The sequence below is a fragment of the Streptomyces europaeiscabiei genome (assembly GCF_001550375.1).
In the GTDB taxonomy this organism is placed as follows: domain Bacteria; phylum Actinomycetota; class Actinomycetes; order Streptomycetales; family Streptomycetaceae; genus Streptomyces; species Streptomyces europaeiscabiei.
Genome location: NZ_LRTR01000867.1, coordinates 14,584 through 37,716, shown reverse-complemented (window position 1 = coordinate 37,716; position 23,133 = coordinate 14,584). Strand labels below are relative to the sequence as shown.

Annotated in this window: 20 protein-coding genes and 5 pseudogenes; 10 read left to right on the top strand and 15 right to left on the bottom strand. The window is 68.5% G+C overall.

Annotated elements, in window-relative coordinates:
* Positions 1–240 precede the first annotated feature (240 nt).
* Entirely contained in the window at positions 241–609 is a 369-nt protein-coding gene (locus tag AWZ10_RS44280) for a hypothetical protein (protein ID WP_234360671.1), read from the bottom strand.
* Positions 610–683: 74 nt separating this feature from the next.
* Positions 684–1,352: a recombinase family protein gene (locus AWZ10_RS44275; RefSeq protein WP_046705660.1), complete on the bottom strand. Its 669-nt coding sequence runs from the start codon at positions 1,350–1,352 to the stop codon at positions 684–686.
* A 268-nt stretch (positions 1,353–1,620) separates the two neighbouring features.
* Between AWZ10_RS44275 and AWZ10_RS55655 the strand changes: the two are divergent.
* Positions 1,621–2,355, top strand: a pseudogene (locus AWZ10_RS55655) (phosphatase PAP2 family protein); the annotation flags it as partial.
* Here AWZ10_RS55655 and AWZ10_RS44270 read toward each other — a convergent pair.
* From AWZ10_RS44270 to AWZ10_RS54830, 3 genes and pseudogenes are all read right to left on the bottom strand, one after another.
* A complete protein-coding gene (locus tag AWZ10_RS44270) occupies positions 2,302–2,982 on the bottom strand; it encodes a response regulator (RefSeq protein ID WP_046705661.1) in 681 nt (226 codons plus the stop codon). The pseudogene AWZ10_RS55655 and the gene AWZ10_RS44270 overlap by 54 nt on opposite strands.
* A 7-nt stretch (positions 2,983–2,989) precedes the next feature.
* Positions 2,990–4,420 (bottom strand): sensor histidine kinase, encoded by a 1,431-nt coding sequence (locus AWZ10_RS44265; RefSeq protein WP_079104696.1) that lies wholly within the window; start codon positions 4,418–4,420, stop codon positions 2,990–2,992.
* 193 nt (positions 4,421–4,613) lie between these two features.
* Positions 4,614–5,186: pseudogene (locus AWZ10_RS54830) on the bottom strand (Tn3 family transposase); the annotation flags it as partial.
* Positions 5,187–6,668: 1,482 nt separating this feature from the next.
* Between AWZ10_RS54830 and AWZ10_RS44250 the strand changes: the two are divergent.
* The 3 genes and pseudogenes from AWZ10_RS44250 to AWZ10_RS56195 all read left to right on the top strand — a co-directional run.
* Positions 6,669–7,489, top strand: a pseudogene (locus tag AWZ10_RS44250) (maleylacetate reductase); the annotation flags it as partial.
* A gap of 201 nt (positions 7,490–7,690) precedes the next feature.
* Positions 7,691–8,380: a hypothetical protein gene (locus AWZ10_RS44245; RefSeq protein ID WP_244172767.1), complete on the top strand. Its 690-nt coding sequence runs from the start codon at positions 7,691–7,693 to the stop codon at positions 8,378–8,380.
* A gap of 36 nt (positions 8,381–8,416) precedes the next feature.
* Positions 8,417–9,097, top strand: a complete 681-nt coding sequence (locus AWZ10_RS56195) for a SpoIIE family protein phosphatase (RefSeq protein WP_425264534.1) — start codon at positions 8,417–8,419, stop codon at positions 9,095–9,097.
* A gap of 776 nt (positions 9,098–9,873) precedes the next feature.
* On the opposite strand, the gene AWZ10_RS44235 is transcribed toward AWZ10_RS56195, so the two are convergent.
* The 4 genes from AWZ10_RS44235 to AWZ10_RS49550 all read right to left on the bottom strand — a co-directional run bounded on the left by AWZ10_RS44235 (position 9,874) and on the right by AWZ10_RS49550 (position 13,278).
* The gene (locus AWZ10_RS44235) at positions 9,874–10,908 is read right to left on the bottom strand and encodes an SPFH domain-containing protein (RefSeq protein ID WP_060894003.1); all 1,035 of its coding nucleotides are present in this window, start codon (positions 10,906–10,908) and stop codon (positions 9,874–9,876) included.
* Positions 10,909–10,912: 4 nt separating this feature from the next.
* Positions 10,913–11,344: an NfeD family protein gene (locus tag AWZ10_RS44230; RefSeq protein WP_060894002.1), complete on the bottom strand. Its 432-nt coding sequence runs from the start codon at positions 11,342–11,344 to the stop codon at positions 10,913–10,915.
* Between the two features lie 633 nt (positions 11,345–11,977).
* Positions 11,978–12,742, bottom strand: a complete 765-nt coding sequence (locus tag AWZ10_RS44225; RefSeq protein WP_046705669.1) for a class I SAM-dependent methyltransferase — start codon at positions 12,740–12,742, stop codon at positions 11,978–11,980.
* Between the two features lie 362 nt (positions 12,743–13,104).
* Positions 13,105–13,278, bottom strand: a complete 174-nt coding sequence (locus tag AWZ10_RS49550; protein ID WP_078935410.1) for a CsbD family protein — start codon at positions 13,276–13,278, stop codon at positions 13,105–13,107.
* Positions 13,279–13,335: 57 nt separating this feature from the next.
* On the opposite strand from AWZ10_RS49550, the gene AWZ10_RS44220 reads away from it, so the two are divergent.
* The 3 genes and pseudogenes from AWZ10_RS44220 to AWZ10_RS56190 all read left to right on the top strand — a co-directional run.
* Positions 13,336–13,602 carry an alcohol dehydrogenase catalytic domain-containing protein gene (locus tag AWZ10_RS44220; protein WP_060894001.1) on the top strand — a complete coding sequence of 89 codons (267 nt, stop codon included), beginning with the start codon at positions 13,336–13,338 and terminating at the stop codon, positions 13,600–13,602.
* Positions 13,599–13,907: an MDR/zinc-dependent alcohol dehydrogenase-like family protein gene (locus tag AWZ10_RS54820; RefSeq protein WP_060894000.1), complete on the top strand. Its 309-nt coding sequence runs from the start codon at positions 13,599–13,601 to the stop codon at positions 13,905–13,907. Before AWZ10_RS44220 ends, AWZ10_RS54820 begins: the two co-directional genes overlap by 4 nt.
* Positions 13,873–14,286 (top strand): annotated as a pseudogene (locus AWZ10_RS56190) (zinc-binding dehydrogenase); the annotation flags it as partial. The gene AWZ10_RS54820 and the pseudogene AWZ10_RS56190, both read left to right, overlap by 35 nt.
* Before the next feature lie 153 nt (positions 14,287–14,439).
* Here AWZ10_RS56190 and AWZ10_RS44210 read toward each other — a convergent pair.
* From AWZ10_RS44210 to AWZ10_RS55395, 6 genes are all read right to left on the bottom strand, one after another.
* Entirely contained in the window at positions 14,440–15,429 is a 990-nt protein-coding gene (locus tag AWZ10_RS44210) for a zinc-dependent alcohol dehydrogenase family protein (RefSeq protein WP_060893999.1), read from the bottom strand.
* The gene (locus tag AWZ10_RS44205) at positions 15,426–16,313 is read right to left on the bottom strand and encodes a carbohydrate ABC transporter permease (RefSeq protein WP_079104695.1); all 888 of its coding nucleotides are present in this window, start codon (positions 16,311–16,313) and stop codon (positions 15,426–15,428) included. The genes AWZ10_RS44210 and AWZ10_RS44205 overlap by 4 nt, the downstream gene beginning before the upstream one ends.
* Positions 16,310–17,269: a carbohydrate ABC transporter permease gene (locus AWZ10_RS44200; protein ID WP_046705671.1), complete on the bottom strand. Its 960-nt coding sequence runs from the start codon at positions 17,267–17,269 to the stop codon at positions 16,310–16,312. Before AWZ10_RS44200 ends, AWZ10_RS44205 begins: the two co-directional genes overlap by 4 nt.
* A 79-nt stretch (positions 17,270–17,348) precedes the next feature.
* Positions 17,349–18,704, bottom strand: coding sequence for an ABC transporter substrate-binding protein (locus AWZ10_RS44195; RefSeq protein ID WP_046705672.1), 1,356 nt, complete (start codon positions 18,702–18,704; stop codon positions 17,349–17,351).
* An 81-nt stretch (positions 18,705–18,785) separates the two neighbouring features.
* On the bottom strand, positions 18,786–19,547 hold the full coding sequence (locus AWZ10_RS44190) for a DeoR/GlpR family DNA-binding transcription regulator (RefSeq protein WP_046705673.1): 762 nt from the start codon (positions 19,545–19,547) through the stop codon (positions 18,786–18,788).
* Between the two features lie 537 nt (positions 19,548–20,084).
* Positions 20,085–20,213: a hypothetical protein gene (locus tag AWZ10_RS55395; protein ID WP_279616679.1), complete on the bottom strand. Its 129-nt coding sequence runs from the start codon at positions 20,211–20,213 to the stop codon at positions 20,085–20,087.
* A gap of 231 nt (positions 20,214–20,444) precedes the next feature.
* Here AWZ10_RS55395 and AWZ10_RS44185 point away from each other — a divergent pair, with 231 nt between their 5' ends.
* The 3 genes and pseudogenes from AWZ10_RS44185 to AWZ10_RS44175 all read left to right on the top strand — a co-directional run bounded on the left by AWZ10_RS44185 (position 20,445) and on the right by AWZ10_RS44175 (position 22,623).
* Positions 20,445–20,993: a GNAT family N-acetyltransferase gene (locus AWZ10_RS44185; protein WP_060893998.1), complete on the top strand. Its 549-nt coding sequence runs from the start codon at positions 20,445–20,447 to the stop codon at positions 20,991–20,993.
* A 66-nt stretch (positions 20,994–21,059) separates the two neighbouring features.
* Positions 21,060–21,407: pseudogene (locus tag AWZ10_RS55650) on the top strand (IS630 family transposase); the annotation flags it as partial.
* Positions 21,408–21,645: 238 nt separating this feature from the next.
* Entirely contained in the window at positions 21,646–22,623 is a 978-nt protein-coding gene (locus tag AWZ10_RS44175; RefSeq protein WP_060893996.1) for a trypsin-like serine peptidase, read from the top strand.
* Positions 22,624–23,133: the final 510 nt, after the last annotated feature.

The window sequence follows — 23,133 nt, the reverse complement described above, 5'->3', positions numbered from 1 at the left end:
GAAGAAGCCTCCAATCTGAACCGCACTTGAGGTCAAGCCCTGTCCCGGCCCTGCGAGGTCAGACCATAAAGAACAAGCTGAAGGCGGCCCGGCTCAGGCCCGGCACTGACGCCGACGGCGGCTTCGGGGTTCGGCCCCGGCTCTCGCTCCCGCCTCGGCCCCGGTCGAGGTCAGGGCATACGGCCCCGCTCGCTCGGGCCCGGCACCATGTGTCGGCGCGCGTTGGACGTCGGCCTGTGCTCAACCCCGTACGCAGGTCGCCCCCGTCGGGCAGAGGGACGTGACCACGGTGGTGACCGGTTCGCGGAGTTCGTCGAGTGGGGTGGACTCGGGGGCGCTGAGGCGGACTCCGTAGATCTTGTCGCCGGGCGTGCGGAAGCGGTGGTCGATGACCTGGCGGGGGCCCAGATCGCCTTCGCCGTCGAAGCGGTAGACGACCTCGGAGTAGCTGTCGTCGTCGGCGGCCGAGCGGTCGAGGGCGCGATAGCCGGGGAGGCGGGCGAAGCCGTAGTTCTCGTTCTCCACCAGGTCCATGGACTCGGCGGGGCTGCCCTCGCTGACCAGGAAGAGCTGGAGGATCCGGCTGCCGTCCGGAGAGTCGTAGGTCACGACGGTGGGTTTGTCCGGGTGTGAGTAGTTGGCGTACAGGAAGTGCCGCTGAGATTGATCTTGCTGGGGTTGGCCTACTTCGTTGGCGTTTCGAGCTGCTGCGGCACGGTCCCGGCGCGCAGTTCACGCAGGTCCGGGATGTGGTTGTAGAGGGTGCCCGGCGAGACGCCCAGGAGCTTGGCGATCGAGGTGATTGAGCGGCCGGGGTCGGGCAGCAGATCGCGGGCGGCGCGGATGACTTCCTCGGTGGCGACGCTGGGGCGCCCGCCGACGCGGCCGCGTTCGCGGGCTGCGGCCAGGCCCTCGTTGGTGCCGATGACGATGAGTTCGCGGATGAACTCGGCGAGCGCGGCGAAGACGTGGAAGACGAGCCGGCCGCCGGGGGTGGTGGTGTCGAGGTTCTCGTGCAGCGAGGTGAAGCCGATCCGGCGCTCGCGCAGTTCGGCGACCATGTTGATGAGGTCTTGGAGGCTGCGGCCGTAGCGGTCCAGGCTCGGGACGACGAGGGTGTCGCCGGGGTCGAGGAAGGCGTGGCACGCCTTCAGTTCGGGGCGGAGCGCGTTCTTGCCGGACTTCTTGTCCGCGAAGATCTTCCGGCACCCGGCGGCGTTGAGTGCGTCGAGCTGCCGCTCCAGCTTCTGCCCGCTGGTCGAGACTCGCGCGTACCCGATCTTGATCTCGGTGCGGACGAGCGGTTCGGCGACGAGGAGGTCCGGGCGGTCGGCCGGTTCGAGGGCGGTCATGGCCCCGGATCATGTCAGAAAACGGTGGTCTTGGGTTGTTGAATGACCTCGGTTTTTGAAGGGTTTTTTGAAGGCTCTGTGGAGTTCGGGCGGGCCTCGGGCGGGCCTGTGGAGCGATCTTCAGAAAACGAAGGTTTGTTGAAGGTCGGGGTGTGTCCGGTGACGCGGAACGAAGGTGCCCGGAGCTGTCAATCCTGACGATCGTCAAGGTCCGATGTTGCCGTTCGGCTCGGGTTCCCAACTGTTCCCCCTTCTACGTTCGGGCCTCATGGAACGAGAACCGCGAATGAAAGTCCGAGCCGGTCGGCTGCTCGGTGCGTTGGCCGTCCTGGGCGTGGGAGCAGGAGTTGTCACTTGGCTGTCCCCCGGTGGGCTGGGCGAAGCTGGTGCTGTCGAGGTCACGGGTGGGGCTTCGGCATCCGCGTACCGGTCGGTGGCCGGGGCGGTGGCGGATGCACCGTCGTGGCTGGGCCCGCTCCTGGAAGCGGCTACCGAGGGCACTTTGGTGATCCTCGGAATGCTGCTGGTCTGGATGTGGTGGACGGCAATCCGCCGCAAAGACACACGGGAGGTCGCCGGATCCGTGCTGACCGGTCTCGGCACCGTCGCGGCCTATGCGGTGAGCGAAGCGGTGAAGCTCGTCGTGGACGAGGAGCGTCCTTGCCGTGCGTTACGCGCAGGCGCCGAATCTGTCGCGGAGTGCCCCGGAGCGGGGGACTGGTCGTTCCCGAGCAACCACGCCACCCTGGCCGCCGGCCTGGCCGTCGGTCTCGCCGTGCTGCGGCCCCGCCTCGCCGCGATCACGCTGCCGCTGGCCGGGGCTGCCGCGCTGCTGCGTGTGCTGGTGGGGGTTCACTACCCGCACGATGTGCTCGCCGGCGCGACGCTCGGCGGCGCTGTCGTGGCGGCGGTGCTGCTCGCGTTCATGCCCCTTGCCCAGGGGACGGCATCACGGCTGGGGAGGTTGAGGCGGAATGATCCCGGCCTCGTGGGCCACCACCGCGGCAGCGGCCCGGTTGTCGACGCCCAGCCTCGCCAGGATGGAACTCACGTGGGCTTTGACCGTTCCCTCCACCACATGGAGCCGCCGGGCGATCTGCCCGTTGGACAGGCCGCTTCCGAGAAAGGCCAATACCTCTCTTTCCCGAGCGGTGAGGGCGTTGACCTGGTCGCGGGCGGCGGAGCGCCGACCGGCCAGGGCGCCCGCGCCCGTAGCAGCGAGGTGCGCGATGACCCGGGCCGCGACCTTCGGTGACAGGTAGGCGGCGCCTTCGGCCACCGCACGGACTCCGGTGATCAGTTCCTCTGGCTCGCCCGACTTGATCAGGAAGCCTGCTGCACCACCGCCGAGCGCCTTGAGGATGTAGTCGTCCTCACCGAAGGTCGTCAGCATGATGATGCTCGTGGCCGGCACTGTGTTGCGGATTTCCGCGGCGGCGTCGATGCCGTTGATTCCCGGCATGCGGATATCGAGTACCGCCACCGCGGGACGATGGCGCTGGACCAGTTCCACGGCATCGTGCCCGTCGACGGCCTCGGCGACGACTTCGATGTCCGGATCCGTGGCAAGAACGGCGCGTACTCCTGCGCGGATCATCGGCTCGTCGTCGGCGATCAGCACCCGGATCATCGAACGCTCACGGGGTGATCGTGTCCAGGGACACCAGGGTGCCCTTCCGGAAGCAGAGCTGATAGGCGTCGCCGGACCGGTCGTCGAACCGGTCGGCCGTCATCGAGTAGTACTCGCACGTTGTGCCGTCTCCCGTCGGCTCGGCAGTCAGCGGTCGGTAGTTCGTCTGCCGGTCCGGCAGGAGACGCTCCACCTCGGAACGATCTTGCCCTACATGTAGGCGGGCATAGTCGCGTGGGTCCAGGACCGACTGTGACGCCGACATCATCTCCCAGCCCATGAGGGCTCCGCTCAGCAAAGCTCCCGTCACGAGGGGCACCATGACCGCGGCGACCAGAGCCCGGCCGACCCGGCGCCGAGCGCGGCGATGTTCCTGCGGCAGCTCGTAACCGCGGGAGGCTGAGTGTGCGAGCGGCGGCGAGGGTGTGTGCGGGATACGCGCGACGACTGCGTAGCCTCCGTCGCGCGGGCCGTGGTCGAAGGAACCGCCGGTCAACCGCATACGTTCTTGGAGGCCGATAAGGCCACGCCCTCCGCTCCGAGGCCGGGGCCGCTGGTTGGCCGCAGACGATGGCGGGCCGTTCTCCACGACGACCTTTGTTTCTGTTGCCGTATGCGTCACGTGGACAGTCACGGTCGCGCCGGACGCGTGCTTGGCAACGTTGGTCAGAGCTTCCCGCACGACCCGGTGAGCTGCACGTTTGACCACGGGCGGCACGTCGTCCGCCTCGCCGCCGGTGCGCAACTCCACTGTGAGGCCGGCCGCGGAAGCCTCGGAGGTCAGACTCGTGAGGCTGGAGTTGGTGGGGTCCATGGGCGTTGCGTCGGTCTCCTCACGCAGGACACCGATCACCTCGCCGAGACGCTCCACCGCGGCCGCGGCTCTGGCTCGGATGTCCCCTGCGGCCTTTTGGTGGTGCTCTTCAAGGTCCGGCGCGAGTTTGAGTGCGCCAGCCGACAGGGCGATCAGGCTGAGGTCATGGCCGAGTACGTCATGCATGTCCTGAGCGATACGTGCCCGCTCGCGCAGCCGGGCTTGATCAGCGATCAGTTGCTGCTCGCGTTGCAGCTGATCGGCAAGCTCCCAACCGGCCCGGACAAGCTGCCGATACTGGCACCAGAACCGGCCCGCGAACCAGGGCAGCATCATGGCGGCAACCACCACTGTCACAAAGCGGCTGGCCAGGGGGAGCCAAGCAGGAACGACGGACAGGGCCACCACGCCGGCCGCGAGAATCGCGACCAGGGCGAGCGCTGTCGACCCCGTCCGTCCAGGACGTCGTCCTGCCAGGAACGCGGCGACGGCAGTCGGGACGGCCCACCACAGGTTCATCACGCTCAGACCGGCGGCCACCGCGGTAGCCGCCGCGAGAATGGTCCCAGGATCAAGTGCCCGCCGTAGAACAGTGGTTCCGGTCGCAGTCCCACCGTTGATCATTGTGCTGTCCACGGAGGTGACGGTACGGACATCGGGCGCCCTCCGACCATTGCCGAAAGTCCAATCTACGTCGGTGACCGGCGGGCACTGAGCGCCGAAACATCCCGCTTCGTGCAGGACTTACCGGCTCAACGATCGCCCAGGAACGCGGATTTGGCGGGTGTCTGCGCGGGACCGTGCTCCCGTTCTGGTCTTACTCCTCGTCGTCCGCGTCTTCGGTCGCGTCCGGATCGCGCAGTGGGCGCAGGCCACTGTGTGGCCCGCTGGCCGCGATGTTGAACTGATAGCGGCCCAGAAAGTTGATGTGCTGGTCCTTGAGCGGAGAGAGCCGGGCCACGTCTTCATCCTTGAGATCGTGGCCCTCAGCGCGGAGCTGTGCGACGGCGGCGTCCAGGTAGCGGGTGTTCCAGAGGACCACGGCGTTGAGGACCAGGCCGAGGGCGGCGAGCTGGTCCTCCTGGCCCTCGCGGTACGCCTGGCGGATCTGGCCCCGGCCGCCGTGGCAGATCGCGCGGGCCAGACGGTGGCGGGACTCCTGGACGGTGAGCTGCCGGTTTATCAGGCGGCGGTAGGTGTCGTCCATCGGGTCGACCAGGGCGAGCAGGTGCATCGTCTTGTCGAGGCGTCCGTACTCGGCGAACGCGGCGCCCAGCCGGGTGGGGTGGCCTTCGCGGCCGAACATCCGGAGCAGGTCGTAGGCGCGGACCTGGTTGGTGATGAGTGATCCGGCGACCCGGAGCATGTCCGGCCAGTGCGTGGCGATCCTTTTGCACTTTCTGTACGGCAAGTACTCACACCCGGTGGACCGTCTCGCGGAGCTGATCAGCCGGGTGGCCATCAGGATCTCGAACAGGTCCAGCGCGTCGTCGATCGCCTTCGCCTCCAGGTGGCGCATCACCGCGGTGAGCATCGCCGTGCGCTTGGGCTCCGGGGTCCGCTCCAGCTTCGGCGCCTTGGTGCCCAGCCCGTACCGGGCCAGCGCGGACAGCCGGTTCGGCGGAACCTGCTCCAGCCTGAGGCAGCCCAGCTGGAAAGCGGCGATGTCCTCGACCCGCTGCAACGCGGCCTTCATCGCGGTGCCGGTGGTCCGCGTCGGCGGCCGGCGCATCCGCTCCAGCTCCGAATGCCGCTTGCCCTCCGGCGTCTTCACGCCGCGATCACGCCGAGATGAACGGCTCCGTCAGATGCGGCGTCGCCAGGTGCAGCGTGGTGGGCGAGTCCGGTCACCTCTGCCGGAAGGAAGGCGGAGAAGCGAGCGACCATGCGCACTCCCGCGCGTACGGTGCCGGCGTTGATGCCGCCGGACAGTCTCCAGCGTGCCCAGCGCTTGGCCAGATCCCGCAGCCAAGGCTGGGCGATCTTCTCGAAGGTGATCGTCGACGTTTGCGGGTGGACGATGCCGAGATTGCGCAGCCGCCAGGCGATGCGGGGGTATTCCGCTTCCCAGCCGCGGCCGTAGGCCAGTTCCTCGGCGCGTCGGCGGGCGCCGAGAAGGAAAGTGCCCCAGCCCGTGGCCCAGTTGCCGGTCGGACCACGGAAGGTCTTCCAGAACTCTTCCGGCTCGTCGAGAAGAGACCTGACCTGGGCGTCGGCGAGGGCGTTGACCAGGCGCTGGGCCCATGCGGTGGCCTGACCTTCTTGGTGGCTTCGTCATGGCGGCACTGCAGTGCGTACTGCATCTCCAGCCGTAGCTGCACGGACAGTCGGTGCAGGTCGATGTGCTTGGCCCCGCCGGGTCCGCTCTCCTCGTAGGAGGCGGTGAAGTCCTCGATGTCGGGGCGTCCGCGCGCTTTCCAGCGGCCGTCGTGTCCCGCGCAGAACACCGAGGTTCCCCTCACCCACAGGGCGCAGTAGCTGATCCGGCAGACCTCGGGCAGCGGTGACGGAACCGGCAGCGGCGCCGTGGAGGTCTGCCATGCCGTCATCGGCGGGCTCCCGCACCTCTTCCACTGCCGCCAGTGGCGTTGACACATGCCATGGCTGTGGAGTCCGTAGCGGCAGCCCTCGACCGCGCAAGCCTCCAGGGGCCGGTGCCCGACCCAGCCTGCGGGCGTGGTCACGAGGAACGACTCGAGGTCGGGCCTGCCGTCGTGGGCCCAGCGCACCGAGTGTCCCCAGCACATGCGGTTGCTGCGGGCCGGTCGGTCGCACCCCTCGACGGCGCAGGCCGGGCCGCCGAAGACCGGGTGGCGGGGGTCGAAGGCCAGGTCGTCTTGCCGGAACTCGGGGCGGATCGCGGACCCGTACGGCCGCACGCGATGCCGACGCGGACGGCTGCCTGGCCATCGGCGGCGGCTCCACCATCGGTCTGGGCAAGGCGATCGCCCTGAGCTCCGGCCTGCCCGTGCTCAGTGTGCCGACAAGCTACGCCGGCTCGGAGATGACCACCGTATGGGGACTCACCGAGGACGGACGCAAGCGCACCGGCCGCGACCGGGCCGTCCTGCCCCGCAGCGTGGTCTACGACCCCGAGCTCACCCTCGGCCTCCCCGTCGGCATGTCGGTGACCAGCGCTTTCAACGCCATCGCCCATGCCGTGGAAGCCCTGTACGCGCCGGACGCCTCGCCGATCGTGTTCCTGATGGCCGAGGAAGGGACGCGCTCGCTGGTCGCGGCCCTGCCGGTCGTCGCCGCCGCCCCTGGTGACATGAGGGCCCGCACCGACGCGCTGCGTGGAGCGTGGCTGCGCGGGGCGCCCCTGGGGGCCACGACCATGTCGCTCCACCACAAGCTGTCTCACATCCTGGGCGGCACCTTCGACTTCCCCACGCCGCCACCCACACCGTCCTGCTCCCGTTCGTCGCCGCCTTCAACCTCCTCGCGGCACCGGCCGCCGACCAGACCCTGCGCCGCGCGCTGGCCACGGACGACGTACCGAAGCACCTCGCGCGAGCATCCGCCGAACTCGGCGCCCCGTGCTCCCTCGCCGAACTGGGCGTCACCGAGCGCGACTTCGACGAGATCACCGCCCAGGCACAGGCTCAGCCCTACGCCAATCCACGACCGGTCACCGACGAAGCCCTGCGCACGCTCCTCGCAGACGCCCTCAACGGAGCCCTCGCACCCTGACCGGGCCTTCACAGAAACCTGTCCGAACCCACGGGATGTCGCACAGCCCGGGAGCGACCGGAGTTACAGGACGGGGACAACTCGGTGCAACCGTGCACCACCTGCCCGCGTCTCCGACCGTGCCCAGCGGGATGCGGGGCCATGGAGCACGGGGAGTGACGAGTGAACCGATTGAGCAGACGCGCGAGACGGGTGTCCCAGATGGTTGCCGCGGGGCTGATCGCGGGGCTGGTCGTGGCCTGTGGGCCGAAGGACCTGGCTCCGGGAGAGGCGGCCGGGAGCGGGAAACCGGGCAAGGCATCCGAGCCCGCGACCGCCACACCCGCGAAGACACCCGCCAGTCCGGCGAAGACGCCAGGCACTCCCACCAAGACCCCGACCCCGAAGCCCAGCGACACGGCAGCCGAGGGCGCCGAGGCCCTGACCTGCGAGCAGTTGCAGAGCGCGTCCCTGGAAGGCGGAGGGCTGGAGGGGTACGGCGTTTCGGAAGCCGCTCTCAGCGGAGGACGCTGGGAGGGAGCCGACGGTGTGGTGATCGAACTGCAGCCGCAGTGCGCCATCGGTGACGTCACCGGGGACAGCGCGCCGGACGCGGTGGGCGCGCTGAAGATCTCGACCGGGGGCACCGGGCGGTTCTACTCGCTGGTGACGTGGCGCAACGACGACGGCACAGCCGTTCCCGCGGCGGTCGCCGAGCTCGGCGACCGCACACCCGTGGTCTCCATCGACATCCCGTCCGCCGGGGGACTGCGACAGGTGACCGTTGTCCACCTGACACGTGGCGAGGACGATCCGGCAGCCGTCGTCACCCTCACCCGTACCGCGGTGTACGAGGTCCACGAGCCCGCCATGGTCGAACTGCACCACAGCGACGCCCCGTACTCGCCATAGGGAGACGCGCGAGAGGGACGATGCCCTACACGGACGATGCCCTACACGGACGACGCTCTGCGGCCGGACCGTGAGGACCTGGACGGCTGGAAGCTCCACCGCCCGCCACAGGGCTCTCACCCACGACGCCTAGGACGGCACCTCCTCCCCGATCTTGTCGGCCCGCTCCCGGCACGGCCGCGTCCGGCCCCTGGAGCGGGCATGCACGGTCCGGTGGCGAGGCGGTCGCCCGGCACGTTGCCCAGCCGCAACGCCGGGCACCCCTGGCCGCTGCGCTTGCGGAACGGACAGCTGCAGGAGATCACGCCGAAGGTCGATACGCCGTTCGGCTTCCCTGCCCCTCACACCTACCGAGTCCGGTCGCCGGCCCTGCGGCCGGGCGACCGGTCGGTCATGCTGACCGACGGCATGCCGGAGCGCAACCTCCTCAGCGTCGATCTGTCCGACCTGATCGGATGCACCCGCGATCTGCATCCCCGCGAGGCCACCCGCACCCTCACGCGGCGATCGTCGACGCCGACGACGGCCACCCGCAGGACGACGCGACCGCCATGTGCCTGGACTGGCACGGCACCAGCCACTCCGGGCGGGACGCCGCCACCGGCGCCGACCTCACCGACGCCTCCGCACGGTCACGGACGGCGGCGCCTCACCGACGCCTCCGCCACGGTCAGGGACGGGACACACCACTCCACATACGGTGCGGTGCACGACTGAGGTTGCCAGTACGGTCCTGGCGGGTTCGGCTGTTGGGTGATCACCGCATGGCTGTGCGGTCGGAGACCAGGCCGACGATCGCCGGATCGGTGCTGCGTTCGTCTGCGGGCGGCCGCCTGATCGGGGGAGATGCGTACCGGTCGGCAGCCAGGCGGAGAGGGTCCCGCGATGCCAGGTTGCGGCGCTCCACTTCTCGCGACTGAATGCCGCCGGTCCCGGTACGAATCGCCTTCTACGTCTGATCGCGCGCTGTCGGCGCTGTCCTGCTCCCGAGTCCTGGCCCGGTGGGATGCGGTCCGCCCCACCCTGCGGCGATCACCGCACGGCAGCTACCACGTGACCCGACTCGGTCGCGGCTCCCTCTCCCACCACGTCGCAAGACTGGGCCGCCTGCTCAGCCACGACCGCCTGTGAGCGGATGACATCGATCGCCTCGATCAGTCGCTCACGCAGCAGCTGGCGGCCGGACCCTGTCACCGGAGCCCAGCCCCTTCCCTCGGAACCGCTCATGACCACCTCGATCGCGCGCCCGGCACCAGGCCGCCCCGGACACGGACGCCGGTGCCGGAGCGGAGATGACCGTCACCGTGAACGGACGGCCATCCGGCACAACGCACGGTCCCATCCATGACAACGGCGGGGCCCGCCGCATCACACGATCGGCCCAGTCCGTGCCCATGAGCGCCCTCCAGCGACAGGGGCGTTGGCTGTGTTCGCGTGGCTTCGTGGCGTCCCCTCACGTCGGACGGTGGAGCCATGGCTGCGTGCTGGGAGTGTCATCCACCGTCAAGGCGGTGGTCCAGGACCGCCGAGGTGACCTCGTCGGCCTTGGCGGCGTCGGCGACGGCCTCGGCCGCGGCTTCAGCGGCCTGCACGGCGTCGGTGGCGGCCTTGGAGGCCGTATCGTCCGAGGGCTGTTCGCGGGTGGCCGGTGACTGGGGAAGCGACTCGGTGAAGGCGCGGGAAACGCCTTGGAGCGCGGAGGTGACCTCGCTGGGGATCACCCAGAAGGTGCTGCCCTGGCCTTGCGCGAGTTGGGGCAGCATCTGGAGATACTGATAGGCCAGCAGCTTGGGATCGGGGTCGTTGCGGTGCACGGCCTGGAACACCTCGTCGATGGCTCGGGATTGACCCTCGGCCTGGAGAATCGCAGCGCTGCGGTTGCCCTCCGCGCGGAGAACGGCAGCCTGCTTGTCGCCTTCAGCCGTGAGAATCTGCGATTGACGCTGGCCTTCGGCCCCGAGAATCGCGGCCCGCTTGTCCCGCTCGGCTCGCATCTGCTTCTGCATCGCGTCCTTGATGGACTGCGGAGGGTCGATGGCCTTGATCTCCACCCGGTTCACCCGTAGCCCCCACTTACCGGTGGCCTCGTCCAGCACGCCGCGGAGCTGGCTGTTAATGGTGTCACGTGAGGTGAGCGTCTTTTCCAGATCCATGGATCCCACGACATTGCGCAACGTCGTGACGGTGAGCTGCTCGACCGCCTGAAGGAAATTCGCGATCTCGTAGAACGCCGCTCGTGGGTCGGTGACCTGGAAGTACAGGACCGTGTCGATCTCGACAACCAGATTGTCCTCAGTGATGACCGGTTGCGGCTTGAACGAGACGACCTGTTCCCGCAGGTCGATCACCGGATGGACGCGGTCGATGTAAGGGATGACCAGATTCAGGCCCGGATTCAGTGTCCGGTGGTAGCGACCGAGCCGTTCGACGTTGCGAGCGCGGGCTTGGGGCACGATACGGACCGCCCGCACCACGGTGAATACCGCGATGAGCGCGATGATCAGGCCGGCGATGAGGAACGCGTCCATGGTTTCAGCCCCGGGGGTAGACGAGTGCGGTGGTGCCACTGATCTCGATGACGTCGACGGCCGTTCCGGGAGGGATCACCAGGGTCTCGTCGTAGGCGCGCGCCGTCCATTCCTCGCCGTCGATGCGGACCCTGCCACCCAGACCCGTCACTTCCGAGACGGCATAGGCAACCCTGCCGACCAGCGCATCGATACCGAACCGCACCGCTGGGGGGCGCCGCAGGTGTCGCAGTGCAATGGGGCGCAGGAACACCACCCCGGCTACGGCGACGACGGTGAACACCAGGAACTGGAGAGGTGGTGGAAGTCCGACCGCCGCGAATCCCGCCGTGACCAACGCGGCCGCACTCAGCATTCCGAGAGCGGCAGTGAGGGTGAAGATCTCCGCCACTGCCAGCACAGCCGCGATGATCAACCAGATCAGCCATTGATCCATTGCGTGCCTCTTCACCGGTGCGGTTGTGTGACCAGCAGGATGATCACCCCATGAGCGCCGATGCGAAGCAGTCGCGCATCTCGTCGAACGAGTCGCTCTGCCGGCACACCGCGCACCGGGGTGGACTTATTGCCCCTTTAGGGTGATTTTACCCGTCTTGGAGATCGGATGGGTGAGTCATGCAGGGATGTGCATGCTCCCTGTCCTGGCAGGAGGCCGCCGAGGTACGGCCACGCTCCTGCCGGCAGTGGGCGGTTCCCGGCCGCTTCAAGGCAGGCTCGGCCGAAGCCACCAATGCGCCTGGCGGTAACGGCTGACAAGCACGGCGCAAGGCATCGTCCCGGTGAGGGGGAGGCCCTCACCCCGGCCGCTTTTCCCGCTCTGCCCTCGAAAGGGTTGCGGGTCTGGTGGCGAGCCATCCATTCCGGCTGGAAAAGCCGGTCGCGACGACGGATGTGGGCCGCTGTGGAGGCTGCTTCCCGGTGACGGGATGTGGCACCACTCTCTCGCTCGGGTCGAGAACACTTCGGTTGCCCGTAGTCGATGTCTGTGTCTCTGGCGCCTGAGGATTTTCGGGAGGGCCACCGAGGTGGGCGCGGGGCGAGCAGGCGCTGTACGAGTCCTGCGACGGCGTCAGCCGGCCAGCCGGGCTTTCCAGATCTCCTCGCTGGGCCATCGCCGGGCCCAGTCGGCGGAGACTTCCGAGTAGTTCCGGTGCGCGGGATGGGGCGCCTGGATCTCCACCAGGTCTTCGACGACGAATCCGCAGGACCGCAACAGGCGGAGCATCTCACCATGCGGCAGCACGAACTGCACGTGATTTCCTCTGTGCAGCCGAGCCAGTCCGAATTGCTCACGGGACAGGGTGGTGGACACAGACCCCGCGGACGACAGGCACAGCGCGAACAGCGGTGAGTAACGCACAAACACCAGTCGACCTCCGGGAACGAGCAGCCGGGCCGCCTCCGGAATCCACCGGTACGGGTCGCACCACAACGAGGCACCGTATTCGCTGATCGCCAGGCCGAACGTGTTGTCCTCGTAGGGCACCTCTTCCGCATTGCCCAGGACCAGCGGGAAGTCGATGCCGAACTCCGCCTGCATCGCGCGGGCGGTGGCGAGCTGCTTCTCCGAGAGGTCGATCCCGACCGGGTGGGCCCCTGCTCTGGCCAGCCAGGCGGAAACGTAGGCAGTGCCGCAGCCCAGCTCAATGCTTCGCATCCCGTCGATGCCGTCGGGAAGCACCGACACTCGCGACTCAGGGGTGGCCCACAGCCCCCAGGTAGGTTCCGCCTGGGCCCAGTGATCACGGGCGAGCGGCCCGTGCCACGCAGAGGCTTCGTCATCCCAGAAGCGCCGATTCCGCTCCAGATGGTCCGCAGAGCCGTCATACGTCATGGACGCATTCCATCGAAGACGCTGGTGCTCCCGCAACGGGATTGCGTGGCGCCGGACTCCGTTGTGGAGCGTGGGCAAGACGGGCACCCGTGCCCGCACTGCGCGGTGAAGCAGGAAGCCCCCGGAAGGGTCGGACGACCCAGGCCGGAATCCCTGGACCTCAGGCCAGGGAGCACGTCAAGGGTGCCGGCTGCTCTCCCCCAGCGCATTCGTTCGCGCAGCGGATGACCGTCTTCGAGCGTGCTGGCCTGGGGTTGTACTGGCGTGGGTGCTGACGTCCGTGACGCAGCGGACGTACGGCTGCGAACAGCCGACGGGACCCCCGCCTCTCGTCGGGGGTCCCGTCCAAGGTTCGGTGTGTGTCAGTGCCGGAAGACGTCCTTCGCCTTCTCCTTCGCCTGGCGTGCATCACCCTTCGCCTGGCCGCCGCGGCCTTCGGCCTCCATCTTCTCGTTGCCCATGGCGCGGCCCGCCACCTCCTTGGCCTTGCCCTTGACCTCTTCCTTCTTCGCCTTGGCCTTCTGCTCGCGTGCCACCGTTCATCACTCCCTAACGGTCTGACCTCGCTGTTACTACGCCAAGTAGCCCTCAGCGTGGCGCCCAAACACCGCTCGGGCACCCAGGTCGCAGCGTCGGCCGAGGGTGTGGTGTCCGCTGATTCCCAGGGCGCAGGCGAACTCGGCTACGAGGAGATCGCCGACCCCGTGCCCGGCGACAACGAGGTGTTGATCAAAGTCGAGGCGATCAGCATCGAGGGCGGCGACCTGCTGACCAGGCTGATGATGCCACTCCCGCGAAGCCCTCACGTAGTCGGCTACGGCAGTGCGGGCACCGTGGTGGCCGTTGGCGAGAGCAGGTGACCGATCTCCGGGTCGGCCAGCGCGTGAGCGCCTTCGGAGAGCACGGCTCACATGCGGAACTCCGGGCGGTGCGGGCCGACCATTGCCGGGTCCTGCCCGACGGCGCCGACGCGGCAGCGGCGGCGTGCCTGCCGGTCGCGTTCGGAACCGCCTACGAGGCGCTGTTCGAGCAGGGCGGTCTCACCGCCGGCAGCACGGTGCTGGTGCAGGGCGCGGCGGGAGGAGTCGGTCTCGCGGCGCCTGCAGCTCGCGGCGAAGGCCGGGGCGCGGGTGATCGGGACGGGTTCGAGCCACGAGCAACGTGACGCACTGCGCCGACTCGGCCTCCACGACGGCATCGACTATCTCACCGAGGACGTGCGCCGACGCGTCCTTACACTCACCGACGGCATCGGTGTCGACCTGGCCCTCGATCCCGTTGGCGGGCCCATGACGCAGCAGTTGATCCTTGCTACGCGCCAGGGTGGCACGGTGGTCTTCCTCGGGGCGTCGGCCAGGAAGCCGTCGATGGTCGATGCGACCACGCTCCTCCTCGGCAACTGCACCCTGAGCGGCTTCAGCCTCAGCCCAATGATCCACACGCCTCGCCTGCGTGCCTACGTCGCCGACATCATCCGCCGCGTAGCCGAAGGCGACCTCGACGTGGTCGTCGACCGGGTGTTCCCACTCGCCGACGCCGCCGACGCGCATCGCTACGCCTGCTTCCCGCCCGCCGAGCGTCGGGACGTGCGAACAGCGGTAGGAACCCCGGTGGACGGGGCCCCTACCGCTGTTCGCACAGTTGGCCCGGGTACGGAGAGCGAAGCTGAGAGGGAGGCCGGTCGTGCCGGCGAGCGGTCAGGGCAGCACGATGATCTTGCGGCCCTGACCGGCGGCGAACTGGTCCAGTGCGTGCGGGTACTCCGCCAGCGGCATCCGGTGGCTGATGAAGACCTGAGGATCGAGCACCCCGGTGGCGAACAGTTCCGCCGCGCGCTCGAAGCTGTGCAGTACCGCCATGGAGCCGGTGATGGTGATCTCCTGGTTGTAGATGCGGTATGGGGAGATGGTGGCCGTTGTAGCGTAGTCGGAGACCCCGAACTGCAGGAACGTGCCGGCCTTGGCGACTCGCTCCAGGCCGTCCTGGATGGCGGCTGCGTTGCCGGTCGCGTCGATCACCACGTCCCAGCCACCCGGCCGCCCCAACTCGTCGGCCGAGAGCGCCGACTGGGAACAGCCCAGCTTCTCGGCCGTCGCCAGTCGCTCCGGGTTGATGTCCACGACGTCGACCGAGGAGGCGCCGGTGCGCTTGGCCAGCTCCAGCATCATCAGGCCCATCGTCCCGCTGCCGTAGACGAGCACGCGGGAGGCGAGGCGGCTGCGCAGGACGTCGTAGCCGCGCACGGCGCAGGACAGCGGCTCGATCAGGGCCGCGTCCTGGACGTCCATGTGGTCGGGCAGCCGTACGCAGTTGGCGACGGGCGCCACGGCGTACTCGGCGGCGCCACCGGCCCGGGTCACGCCGATCGCTTGCCACCGGTCGCAGAGGTTGTTGCGTCCCACTCGGCAGTAGCGGCACTCGTTGCAGTACAGCGAGGGGTCCACGGCCACCCGGTCGCCGATCTTGAGTTCGGTGACCTCGCTGCCGAGGCCCGCGACCTCTCCGGCGAACTCGTGGCCCGGCACGACAGGCAGGGTGGGTGCGAACTCGCCCTGCAGGATGTGCAGATCGGTCCCGCACAGTCCGCAGGCCGCCACATCGACCACGACCTCGCGTGGCCCGGGCGTGGGGTCGGGCACCGTGGTGACGGTGACCTTTCCGGGAGCTTCGACGACAGCGGCTTTCACTTGACTGCTCCTAGAGACAGGCCGCGGACGAGTTTGTCCTGGGCGGCGAATCCGGCAATGAGGACGGGCAGGGAGACCAGCGTTGCCGCGGCGCAGAGCCGGGCCAGGAAGAGGCCCTCGTTGGTGATGAAGCCGACGAGGAAGACCGGCGCGGTCGAAGCCTGCGTCGCGGTGAGGTTCACGGCGAAAAGGAACTCGTTCCAGCTGAAGATGAAGCAGATCAGCGAGGTGGCGGCGAGGCCGGGCATGGCGACGGGCGCGACAACGCGCCACAGCACGGTGATCAGGCCGGCGCCGTCGACCTCGGCGGCCTCCAGGATCTCCTTGGGGACCTCGGCGAGGAACGAACGCATCATCCACACCGCGATCGGGAGGTTCATGGCGGTGTAGAGGACGATCAGCGTCCACACGTTGTCGAGCATCCCGACCTCTTTGACGATCAGGTAGACCGGCAGCAGGGCGGCGATGGCCGGGAGGAACTTGGTGGACAGGAAGAAGAACATCACGTCGGTCCACTTCTCGACCGGCTTGATGGACAGCGCGTAGGCCGTCGGTACCGCCAGGGCGAGCACGAGCAGCGTCGAGATGACACTGGCCATGGCGGAGTTGAGGAGGAAGGGGGTGATGTCCCGGCTGAACAGCAGCTTGTACTGGTCGAAGGTGACGGGGGCGAAGGGGGTCGGAGGGTTGGTCGCCGCGTCCGCCTCCTGGTGGAAGGAGGTGAGCACCATCCACGCCACCGGCGCGAAGAACGCCAGGGTGGCCAGCCAGGCGACGAACGTCCACAGCGGCGACAGGCGCGGTGAACCGCCGTGGTCGTCGCGTCGGCGCAGGAGCTTCTTCAGCCTCGCGCCGGGGGCGCGGGTTGCCGCGTGCGTGGTCATCGGGACACCTCCTCGCGGAACAGCGACGCGATGGTGCGCAGCGCGAAGGTCGCGATCACGATGGAGCCGAGGACGACGACGACACCGGCGGCCGCTGCTTCGCCGTACTCGTACTTGCGGAACATGGTCAGGTAGATCTCGTAGGGCAGGTTGGTCGTCCGCTTGCCGGGGCCGCCCTGGGTGATGGTGTAGACGGCGTCGAAGGTCTGCACGACATAGATCGTGCCGAGCAGGACGCCCAGCTCGATGTACTGGCGCAGATGCGGCAGCGTGATGTGGCGGAAGGTCTGCGTGGCGGAGGCGCCGTCGACGCGGGCCGCCTCCAGAACGTCACCGGGCTGCGCCTGCAGGCCCGCCAGGAGGATCAGCATCATGAACGGTGTCCACTGCCACACCAGGGACAGCACGACGGCCGGCATGGGGAAGTTCGACACCCAGTCGATGGTGGGGCCGTGGTCGGCGCCGAAGAACTGGTGGACGGCGTTGAGGGTGCCGTTGAGCAGGCCGTAGTCGGGGTTGTAGACGGCATGCTTCCACAAGAGCGCCGCCGCGACCGGCATCACGAGGAAGGGCGCGATGAGCAGGGTGCGCGCCAGACCCCGGCCGAGGAACCTGCGGTCGAGCAGCAGTGCCAGACCGAGGCCGAGAAGCACGCTGATGACGACCACCGACGCGGTGAGTACGACGGTGTTGAGCACCGCGGCGCGCAGGCGTTCATCGGTGAAGACGATCCCGTAGTTGGACAGACCGGTGAAGCGCCGCTCGCCCGGCTTGAGGATGTTCCACTGGAAGGTGGAGATGATCAGCGTGGCCACGAAGGGCAGCTGCGTGACGACGACGGTGAAGACCAGCGCCGGCAGCAGCGGGATGCGCCGCCGCCATGTGCTGACGGCGGTGGATGCCTGTGGGCGCACAGGAGGTGGTGCTGTTCTGGATTTGTCGATGAGCGTGGTCATGAGAGTTCCCTTGGCCGGTGACGGCCGGGTCGCGGTCGGGTGCCCGGCCGACGGGTGAGGCAGGCCGGGCACATCCGGGTCACTGCTGCTGCTCGGCGACTTCCTGGGCGAGCTTCTGGCCTTCGTCCAGCGCCTTGTCCACGCTGGTCTGGCCGGCGATGGCCGCGGAGATCTCCTGGGTCACCTTGGTGCCGAGGTCCTGGAACTCCGGGACGGCCACGAACTGGACGCCCACCGTGGGCCTGGGCTGGACGCCCGGGTTGGTGGGGTCGGCCTCCTGGATGGACTTCAGGGTGATGTCACCGAAGGCCGCGGCGTCCTTCTTGTACTCGGGGATCTCGTAGGTGCTGGCCCGCTTGCCTGCCGGGACCCGCGCCCAGCCCAGCTTCTCGCCGACGAGCTTCTCGTACTTCTTGCTGGAGGCCCACAGCATGAACTTCGAGGCCGCGTCGGCCTTCTTCGTGGTCTTCGGCATGGCCCACGCCCACGTCCACAGCCAGCCGCTGCTCTTCGTCTCCACCACCGGCGCGTAGGCGTAACCGACCTTGCCGGCGATCTTGCTGGACTTGGGGTCCTCCAGCGACCCGGCCGCGCTGGTCGCGTCGTACCACATCGCGACCTTGCCCTGGCTCATGGCGTTCAGACACTCGGTGAACCCGGCCTGCGGGGCGCCCGCCTCACCGTGCTTCTTCACCAGGTCGACGTAGAAGTTCGTCGCTTCCTTGAACTTGGCGCTGTTGACCTGCGCCTTCCAGTCCTTGGTGAACCAGGTGCCGCCGAAGGTGTTGACCATGGTCGTCAGCGGCGCACCGAGTTCGCCCCAGCCCGGCAGGCCGCGTAGGCAGATCCCCTTCATCCCCGGGCGGGCGCCGTCGACCTCGGCGGCGGCGTCGGCGACCTGTTGCCAGGTAGGCCGCTCGGGCATGGTGACGCCCTTCTCCGCCAGGACCTCCTTGTTGTACATCAGGAAGGAGGACTCGCCGTAGAACGGCAGGGCGTACAGCTTGCCGTCCCCTCCGGAGAGCGACTGCACCATCGGCTTCAGCAGGTCACTCTTGTCGAAGGCGGCATCCTTGTCGGCGTAGGAGTCCAGTTCGTGCAGCCAGCCGTTCTCGTGCCAGACGGGCACCTCGTAGGCGCCGACGGTGGCGACGTCGTACTGACCGGCCTGGGTGGCGATGTCCTGGGTGACCTTGTCCCGCAACTCGTTCTCGGGAAGGATCGTGAAGTTCACCTTGATGCCGGTGTCCTTGGTGAACGTGCTCTTCGTCAGTTCCGCGATGTCCTCCATCTGCGGATTGCCGACCATCAGCACATTGATGCTCTCCCCGTCACCGCCGGAGCTCGAGGAGCCGCCCGCCCCGCTGCAGGCGACCAGCAGCGAGCCCGTGGCCGTGGCCGTGACGAGGACTTGGGTGATTCTTCTTGTGCGCATGACTGACTCCAGGGGTGTTCGAGGGCGTGAGGAACCAGGCCCCCGGCCTTGCGGGGGTGGGTGATGGGGATGGAGTGCGGGTCAGGCCTGGATGACCTGGGGACCCAGCAGTGAGTAACGGTGAGCCTCTGCGGAGGGCAGTCCCGTGTCGGTGACGACGGCCTCGAAATCCGTGACATTCGCGAATCGGCAGAAGCTCACGGCGCCGAACTTGGTGTGGACGCCTGAAAATATCCGGCGTCTGGCGACCCGCATGACCTGGGCCTTGACTTCGCTGACGGCGGGATCGGGGGTGGTGAGTCCGTACTCGCGGGAGATGCCGTTCGCGCCGACGTACGCCAGGTCGATGACGAAGCCGGACAGCATGGTGGTCGCCCAGTGGTCGACCGTGGCCAGTGTCCCGCCGCGCACCCGGCCGCCGAGCAGCAGCACGGTGATGTTCTCGGCGGCAGCCAGGTCGCCTGCGGTGGCCAGCGAGGAGGTGACCACGGTCAGTGGTCGGTCGCGGGGAAGCGCGGCGGCGATGAGCTGCGGGGTGTACCCCTCGTCGATGTAGATGGTTTCGGCGTCCCCGAGCAGTCCGGCCGCCGCAGCCGCGATCCTGGACTTCTCGGGGACGTGCATGGTGGTGCGGAAGGCGAGCGTGGTCTCGAAGCCCGCGCTCTCCACGGGATGGGCGCCGCCATGGGTGCGCCGGACCAGCCCGTGCTCCTCCAACACGGTCAGATCGCGCCTCACGGTCTCCTTGGAGACCCCGAGGTCGGCGGCGAGCTTTCCGACATCCACGGATCCGGTACGGCGTGCCGTTTCGAGGATTCCACGTCTGCGCTCAGCGGCGTCCACGGCGACACCTCCGTTTCACGGCTCCGCATGCTCTGCCAGCCGGCGTCGGCTGTTCCGGAAACCCTGCCCGTTCGGGCTCCTGAGGCAATTTCTACAAGGCGACCGCGCTGCTGACCAGGTTCCTCGTAGAGCACTTCATGACCGAATGTGCCCGTTTTCCGAAAGTCGAAGACCCTGGACAATGCGGTTGAAGGGTTCCGGGCGGAAGGGTCCGCTGCCCGCCGGCCTGCCGGGCGTGCCCGTATGCTGCCCGTTTCCCAGCCGGATCAGGAAACCGGACCGGAATCCGGCAGGGCATTCGAGCCACCTGCGGAGCTCGGCTCATCGCTTCCCCGGGTGGGTCCCGATTCGACGGGGCCCGGCCTACGTCATCGGCCGCAGCATGGACCTGCTCGCCCGAACCCCGGCGGCCTCGCCCTGTACGCGGGCCTCGCCGCGGCAAGTGCCGCCTGGCGGCTCCTTCCGAAGGTCCACCTTCTCGCGGCCCGGCTGCGCGCTGGTGGGCCCGACGGATGGTCGAGTCGACGTTCACATTCCTCAGGTGATCACGCTCCTCGCGTCCGCCTCGGCCTGGAGCCGGATGACGAGCCGGGCCCGGGTGCCATAACACTGCCGACGCCGGAACAGGTCATGGACCCGGTCCCAGGGCCCGTACGATCCGGCCATCCCGCCGGGGCACCAGTCCGAGCGCGTCACCGTACGCCGTCCATCAGCTGCCGCCGGGGTCACACCGGTGGACGGCCCGACCAGTGCCGCATCAGAGAGCCTTTGCCCTGTGGTCATGTGACGCGCCGTTCGGACGCTGTATGCGCTGTGCGACTCGGTGTCACTCCCCGCGCATCCTTCGAGCTTCAAAACCGTGTGCGAGTGACTGGGACGGGTCCTTACCCTCAGGTCATGGATCTTCGCGAAGAACTTCCGAGCGACAGAGAGTCCGTGCGGGACATCCACCTGCGGGCGTTCGGTGACCACGGCCTTGTCGTGGCCGACCTGGTCGATACCCTGCGGGGCACGATCACGCCCGCGGACGGTCTCTCACTGGTCGCTGAGCTCGATGGGCAGATCGTCGGGCACATCATGTTCACCCGCAGTCTGCTCGATGCCCCTCGGCGACTGGTCGAGGTGCATGTGCTCAGTCCGTTGGCCGTCATGCCGGAGCATCACAAGCGCGGTATCGGCTCGGCCCTGGTCCGACACGGGCTGAAGACCCTCGCTGAGCGAGCCGTCCCCCTGGTCTTCCTGGAGGGCGATCCGGGCTACTACTCCCGCTTCGGCTTCGAGCCCGGTGACGGGCAGGGCTTCCGAAAACCATCCCTGCGCATTCCGGATGGCGCGTTCCAGGCCCTCAGGCTCCCGGAGTACGAGCCATGGATGACAGGGACACTGGTCTACGCAGAGCCGTTCTGGCGGCACGACGCAGTCGGCCTCCGCGACCCCGGCGCATAGTGCCGCGAGAACCTCTACCCGTGACGTGACCGACGTGACGCGCCGCGCCGCGCGGATGCCGGTCTGCACGAGGGCCTGCGCATCCTGCTCCGCGAGGAGGGCGCGTCGTTCAACGCATGAAGACCTGGAAGACCTCCCGCGCCCCGGACTGTGCGGCCAAGAGGGCCCGTGTCGAGCACGTCTCCGCGATCGCCGACGGCGAGGTCATACCCGAGATGGGCGAGCCCGAAGTCGCCTTCTTCCTGGACGGGTTCGGCCCGCTCAACCTCCAGCCCCACCCCGGGCGGCAGTGGGCCGAGCGCGGCAAACGGCACATGGGTCCCCACCGGGAGCCCCATTCCCCGGCGGCTGGCGACCTACAGGCGACCGCACGGGGTCCGTCACCTGTTCGCCGTGTTGGACCTGGGCAAGGACGGGAGAGGATCTCGGCCGAACCGCGCCAGCTCGTGCGCAAGCCGAGGAACTTGAGCCGGGCCCGGGTCGCCGGGCCCGACACGGTCGCTGAGTCGGCCGACGCCCTGGTGCGCACCCGCCGTGTGCAGGAAGGGTTGATTTCGCGCCCATCATGACGTGCACCTGTCGAATTTCAGGGTGGGCTGGCACTCTGCGTTGCGCGAGTTCGTCCTCACCCCCCACCGCAGAAGGAGTACGCGTGAGAGACATACGCCGCGTGTCCCGCCCCCTCCGCAAGTCCCGCTCCGTCCTCGCCGCCCTGCTCGGCGCCGCCGCATTGCTCGGCTCCGGCGTGTTCGCATCGCCTGCCGGGGCGGCCACGGCCACGCCGGACCACGCCTCGTTCTGGACCGCGGAGCGGATGCGTCGGGCCGCTCCGCTGGATCTGCTGCCCGTGGACCGCGCCCAGGTGAAGGCACCCTCGCTCGCCAAGGGCAAGGAGAGGACCATCGCCCCGACCCTCCCGGGCGCCCTGAGCGATGTAGAAGCGCTGGCCTTTCCCAACAGCGGTGGGCCCTGGACCGGTGGCGGGGCTGTGGTGTCCACGGCCGGACGGGTGTTCTTCACCTATCAGGGACGTACGGCCTCATGTTCCGGCAATGCGGTCACCAGCGCCAACAAGAGCACCGTCGTCACCGCCGGGCACTGCGTGAAGCTGGAGGGCGCCTGGCACGCCAACTGGGTCTTCGTACCCGGCTACCACGACGGACAGGCCCCGTACGGCAGGTGGAGTGCCACGAAGACGCTGTCCACGCCGCAGTGGACCGCGAGCGAGGACATCAACTACGACGTCGGCGCGGCCGTCGTCGCCCCGCTGGACGGGAGGCTGTTGACGGACGTCGTCGGCGGGCAGGGTCTGGCCTTCAACACCGGCTACAACCAGGCGATGTACGCCTTCGGGTTCCCCGCCGCCTCCCCGTACGACGGGGAGAAGTTCATCTACTGCAGCGGCACCACCAACCGTGACTTCCTGCTCTCCAACGACCACGGTATGAACTGCAACATGACCGGCGGCTCCAGTGGCGGCCCCTGGTTCACCCAGTTCAACGAGTCCACGGGCACCGGCCTGCTGTCCTCGGTGAACAGCTTCAAGTACAACTTCCTGCCGAACCGGATGTACGGGCCGTACTTCGGCACCGACGCGCAGAACCTGTACCAGACCGCGCAGTCCTCCTGACCGTCGGTCAGATCGCGTCGGCCGCGCGTGGCCGTGCGATCCCTGGCGTCCCGTACGAGATGGCCGGGCGGCGGTGCCGTGGGCTACGGCGCCGCCGCCCTGGAGCCGACTGTCCGGAAGCCGGCTTCCGGCTTGTCTCAGCCGGTCACGCGTCGACCCGCTCACCCGCCGCAAGAACCACGACCCGGCGCGCGCCGGCCAGAGCGGTCAATTCCTTCCCTGACACTCCGGTGGCTCCGGGCTGGATCACTGGGGCGTTCGAGTGGTGAGGTCCGTGACGCCTGAGTCGAACCGGGCTCGTGAAGCCTCTGGATCACAGCGTGCGGGCGAGCCCGCTTCTCGGACGGCTCCCGCACTCTCTCCAGCACAGCCACGCGGACCGGCTCGCGGCCGAGCAGTTGGCGGCGGGGAACAAGCCCAAGGATGCGCACCGTCGCCGTCGAACGTCAGACTGCGCACCGTGAAGACTGGCCGGTGCGACGGCGTCGTGTCGGCGGAAGCGTCGTTGCC

Bases quoted from the DNA above. Each gene is read 5' to 3' on its own strand.
- AWZ10_RS44185 (WP_060893998.1), top strand. From the start codon at position 20,445: ATGGATCTTCGCGAAGAACTTCCGAGCGACAGAGAGTCCGTGCGGGAC.
- AWZ10_RS44235 (WP_060894003.1), bottom strand. From the start codon at position 10,908: ATGGACGCGTTCCTCATCGCCGGCCTGATCATCGCGCTCATCGCGGTA.
- AWZ10_RS44205 (WP_079104695.1), bottom strand. From the start codon at position 16,313: ATGACCACGCACGCGGCAACCCGCGCCCCCGGCGCGAGGCTGAAGAAG.
- AWZ10_RS44195 (WP_046705672.1), bottom strand. From the start codon at position 18,704: ATGCGCACAAGAAGAATCACCCAAGTCCTCGTCACGGCCACGGCCACG.
- AWZ10_RS44245 (WP_244172767.1), top strand. From the start codon at position 7,691: ATGGTTGCCGCGGGGCTGATCGCGGGGCTGGTCGTGGCCTGTGGGCCG.
- AWZ10_RS44270 (WP_046705661.1), bottom strand. From the start codon at position 2,982: ATGATCCGGGTGCTGATCGCCGACGACGAGCCGATGATCCGCGCAGGA.
- AWZ10_RS44265 (WP_079104696.1), bottom strand. From the start codon at position 4,420: ATGATCAACGGTGGGACTGCGACCGGAACCACTGTTCTACGGCGGGCA.
- AWZ10_RS55395 (WP_279616679.1), bottom strand. From the start codon at position 20,213: ATGGCCGGATCGTACGGGCCCTGGGACCGGGTCCATGACCTGTTCCGG.
- AWZ10_RS44230 (WP_060894002.1), bottom strand. From the start codon at position 11,344: ATGGATCAATGGCTGATCTGGTTGATCATCGCGGCTGTGCTGGCAGTG.
- AWZ10_RS56195 (WP_425264534.1), top strand. From the start codon at position 8,417: ATGCCCTACACGGACGACGCTCTGCGGCCGGACCGTGAGGACCTGGAC.
- AWZ10_RS44275 (WP_046705660.1), bottom strand. From the start codon at position 1,352: ATGACCGCCCTCGAACCGGCCGACCGCCCGGACCTCCTCGTCGCCGAA.
- AWZ10_RS44225 (WP_046705669.1), bottom strand. From the start codon at position 12,742: ATGACGTATGACGGCTCTGCGGACCATCTGGAGCGGAATCGGCGCTTC.
- AWZ10_RS44200 (WP_046705671.1), bottom strand. From the start codon at position 17,269: ATGACCACGCTCATCGACAAATCCAGAACAGCACCACCTCCTGTGCGC.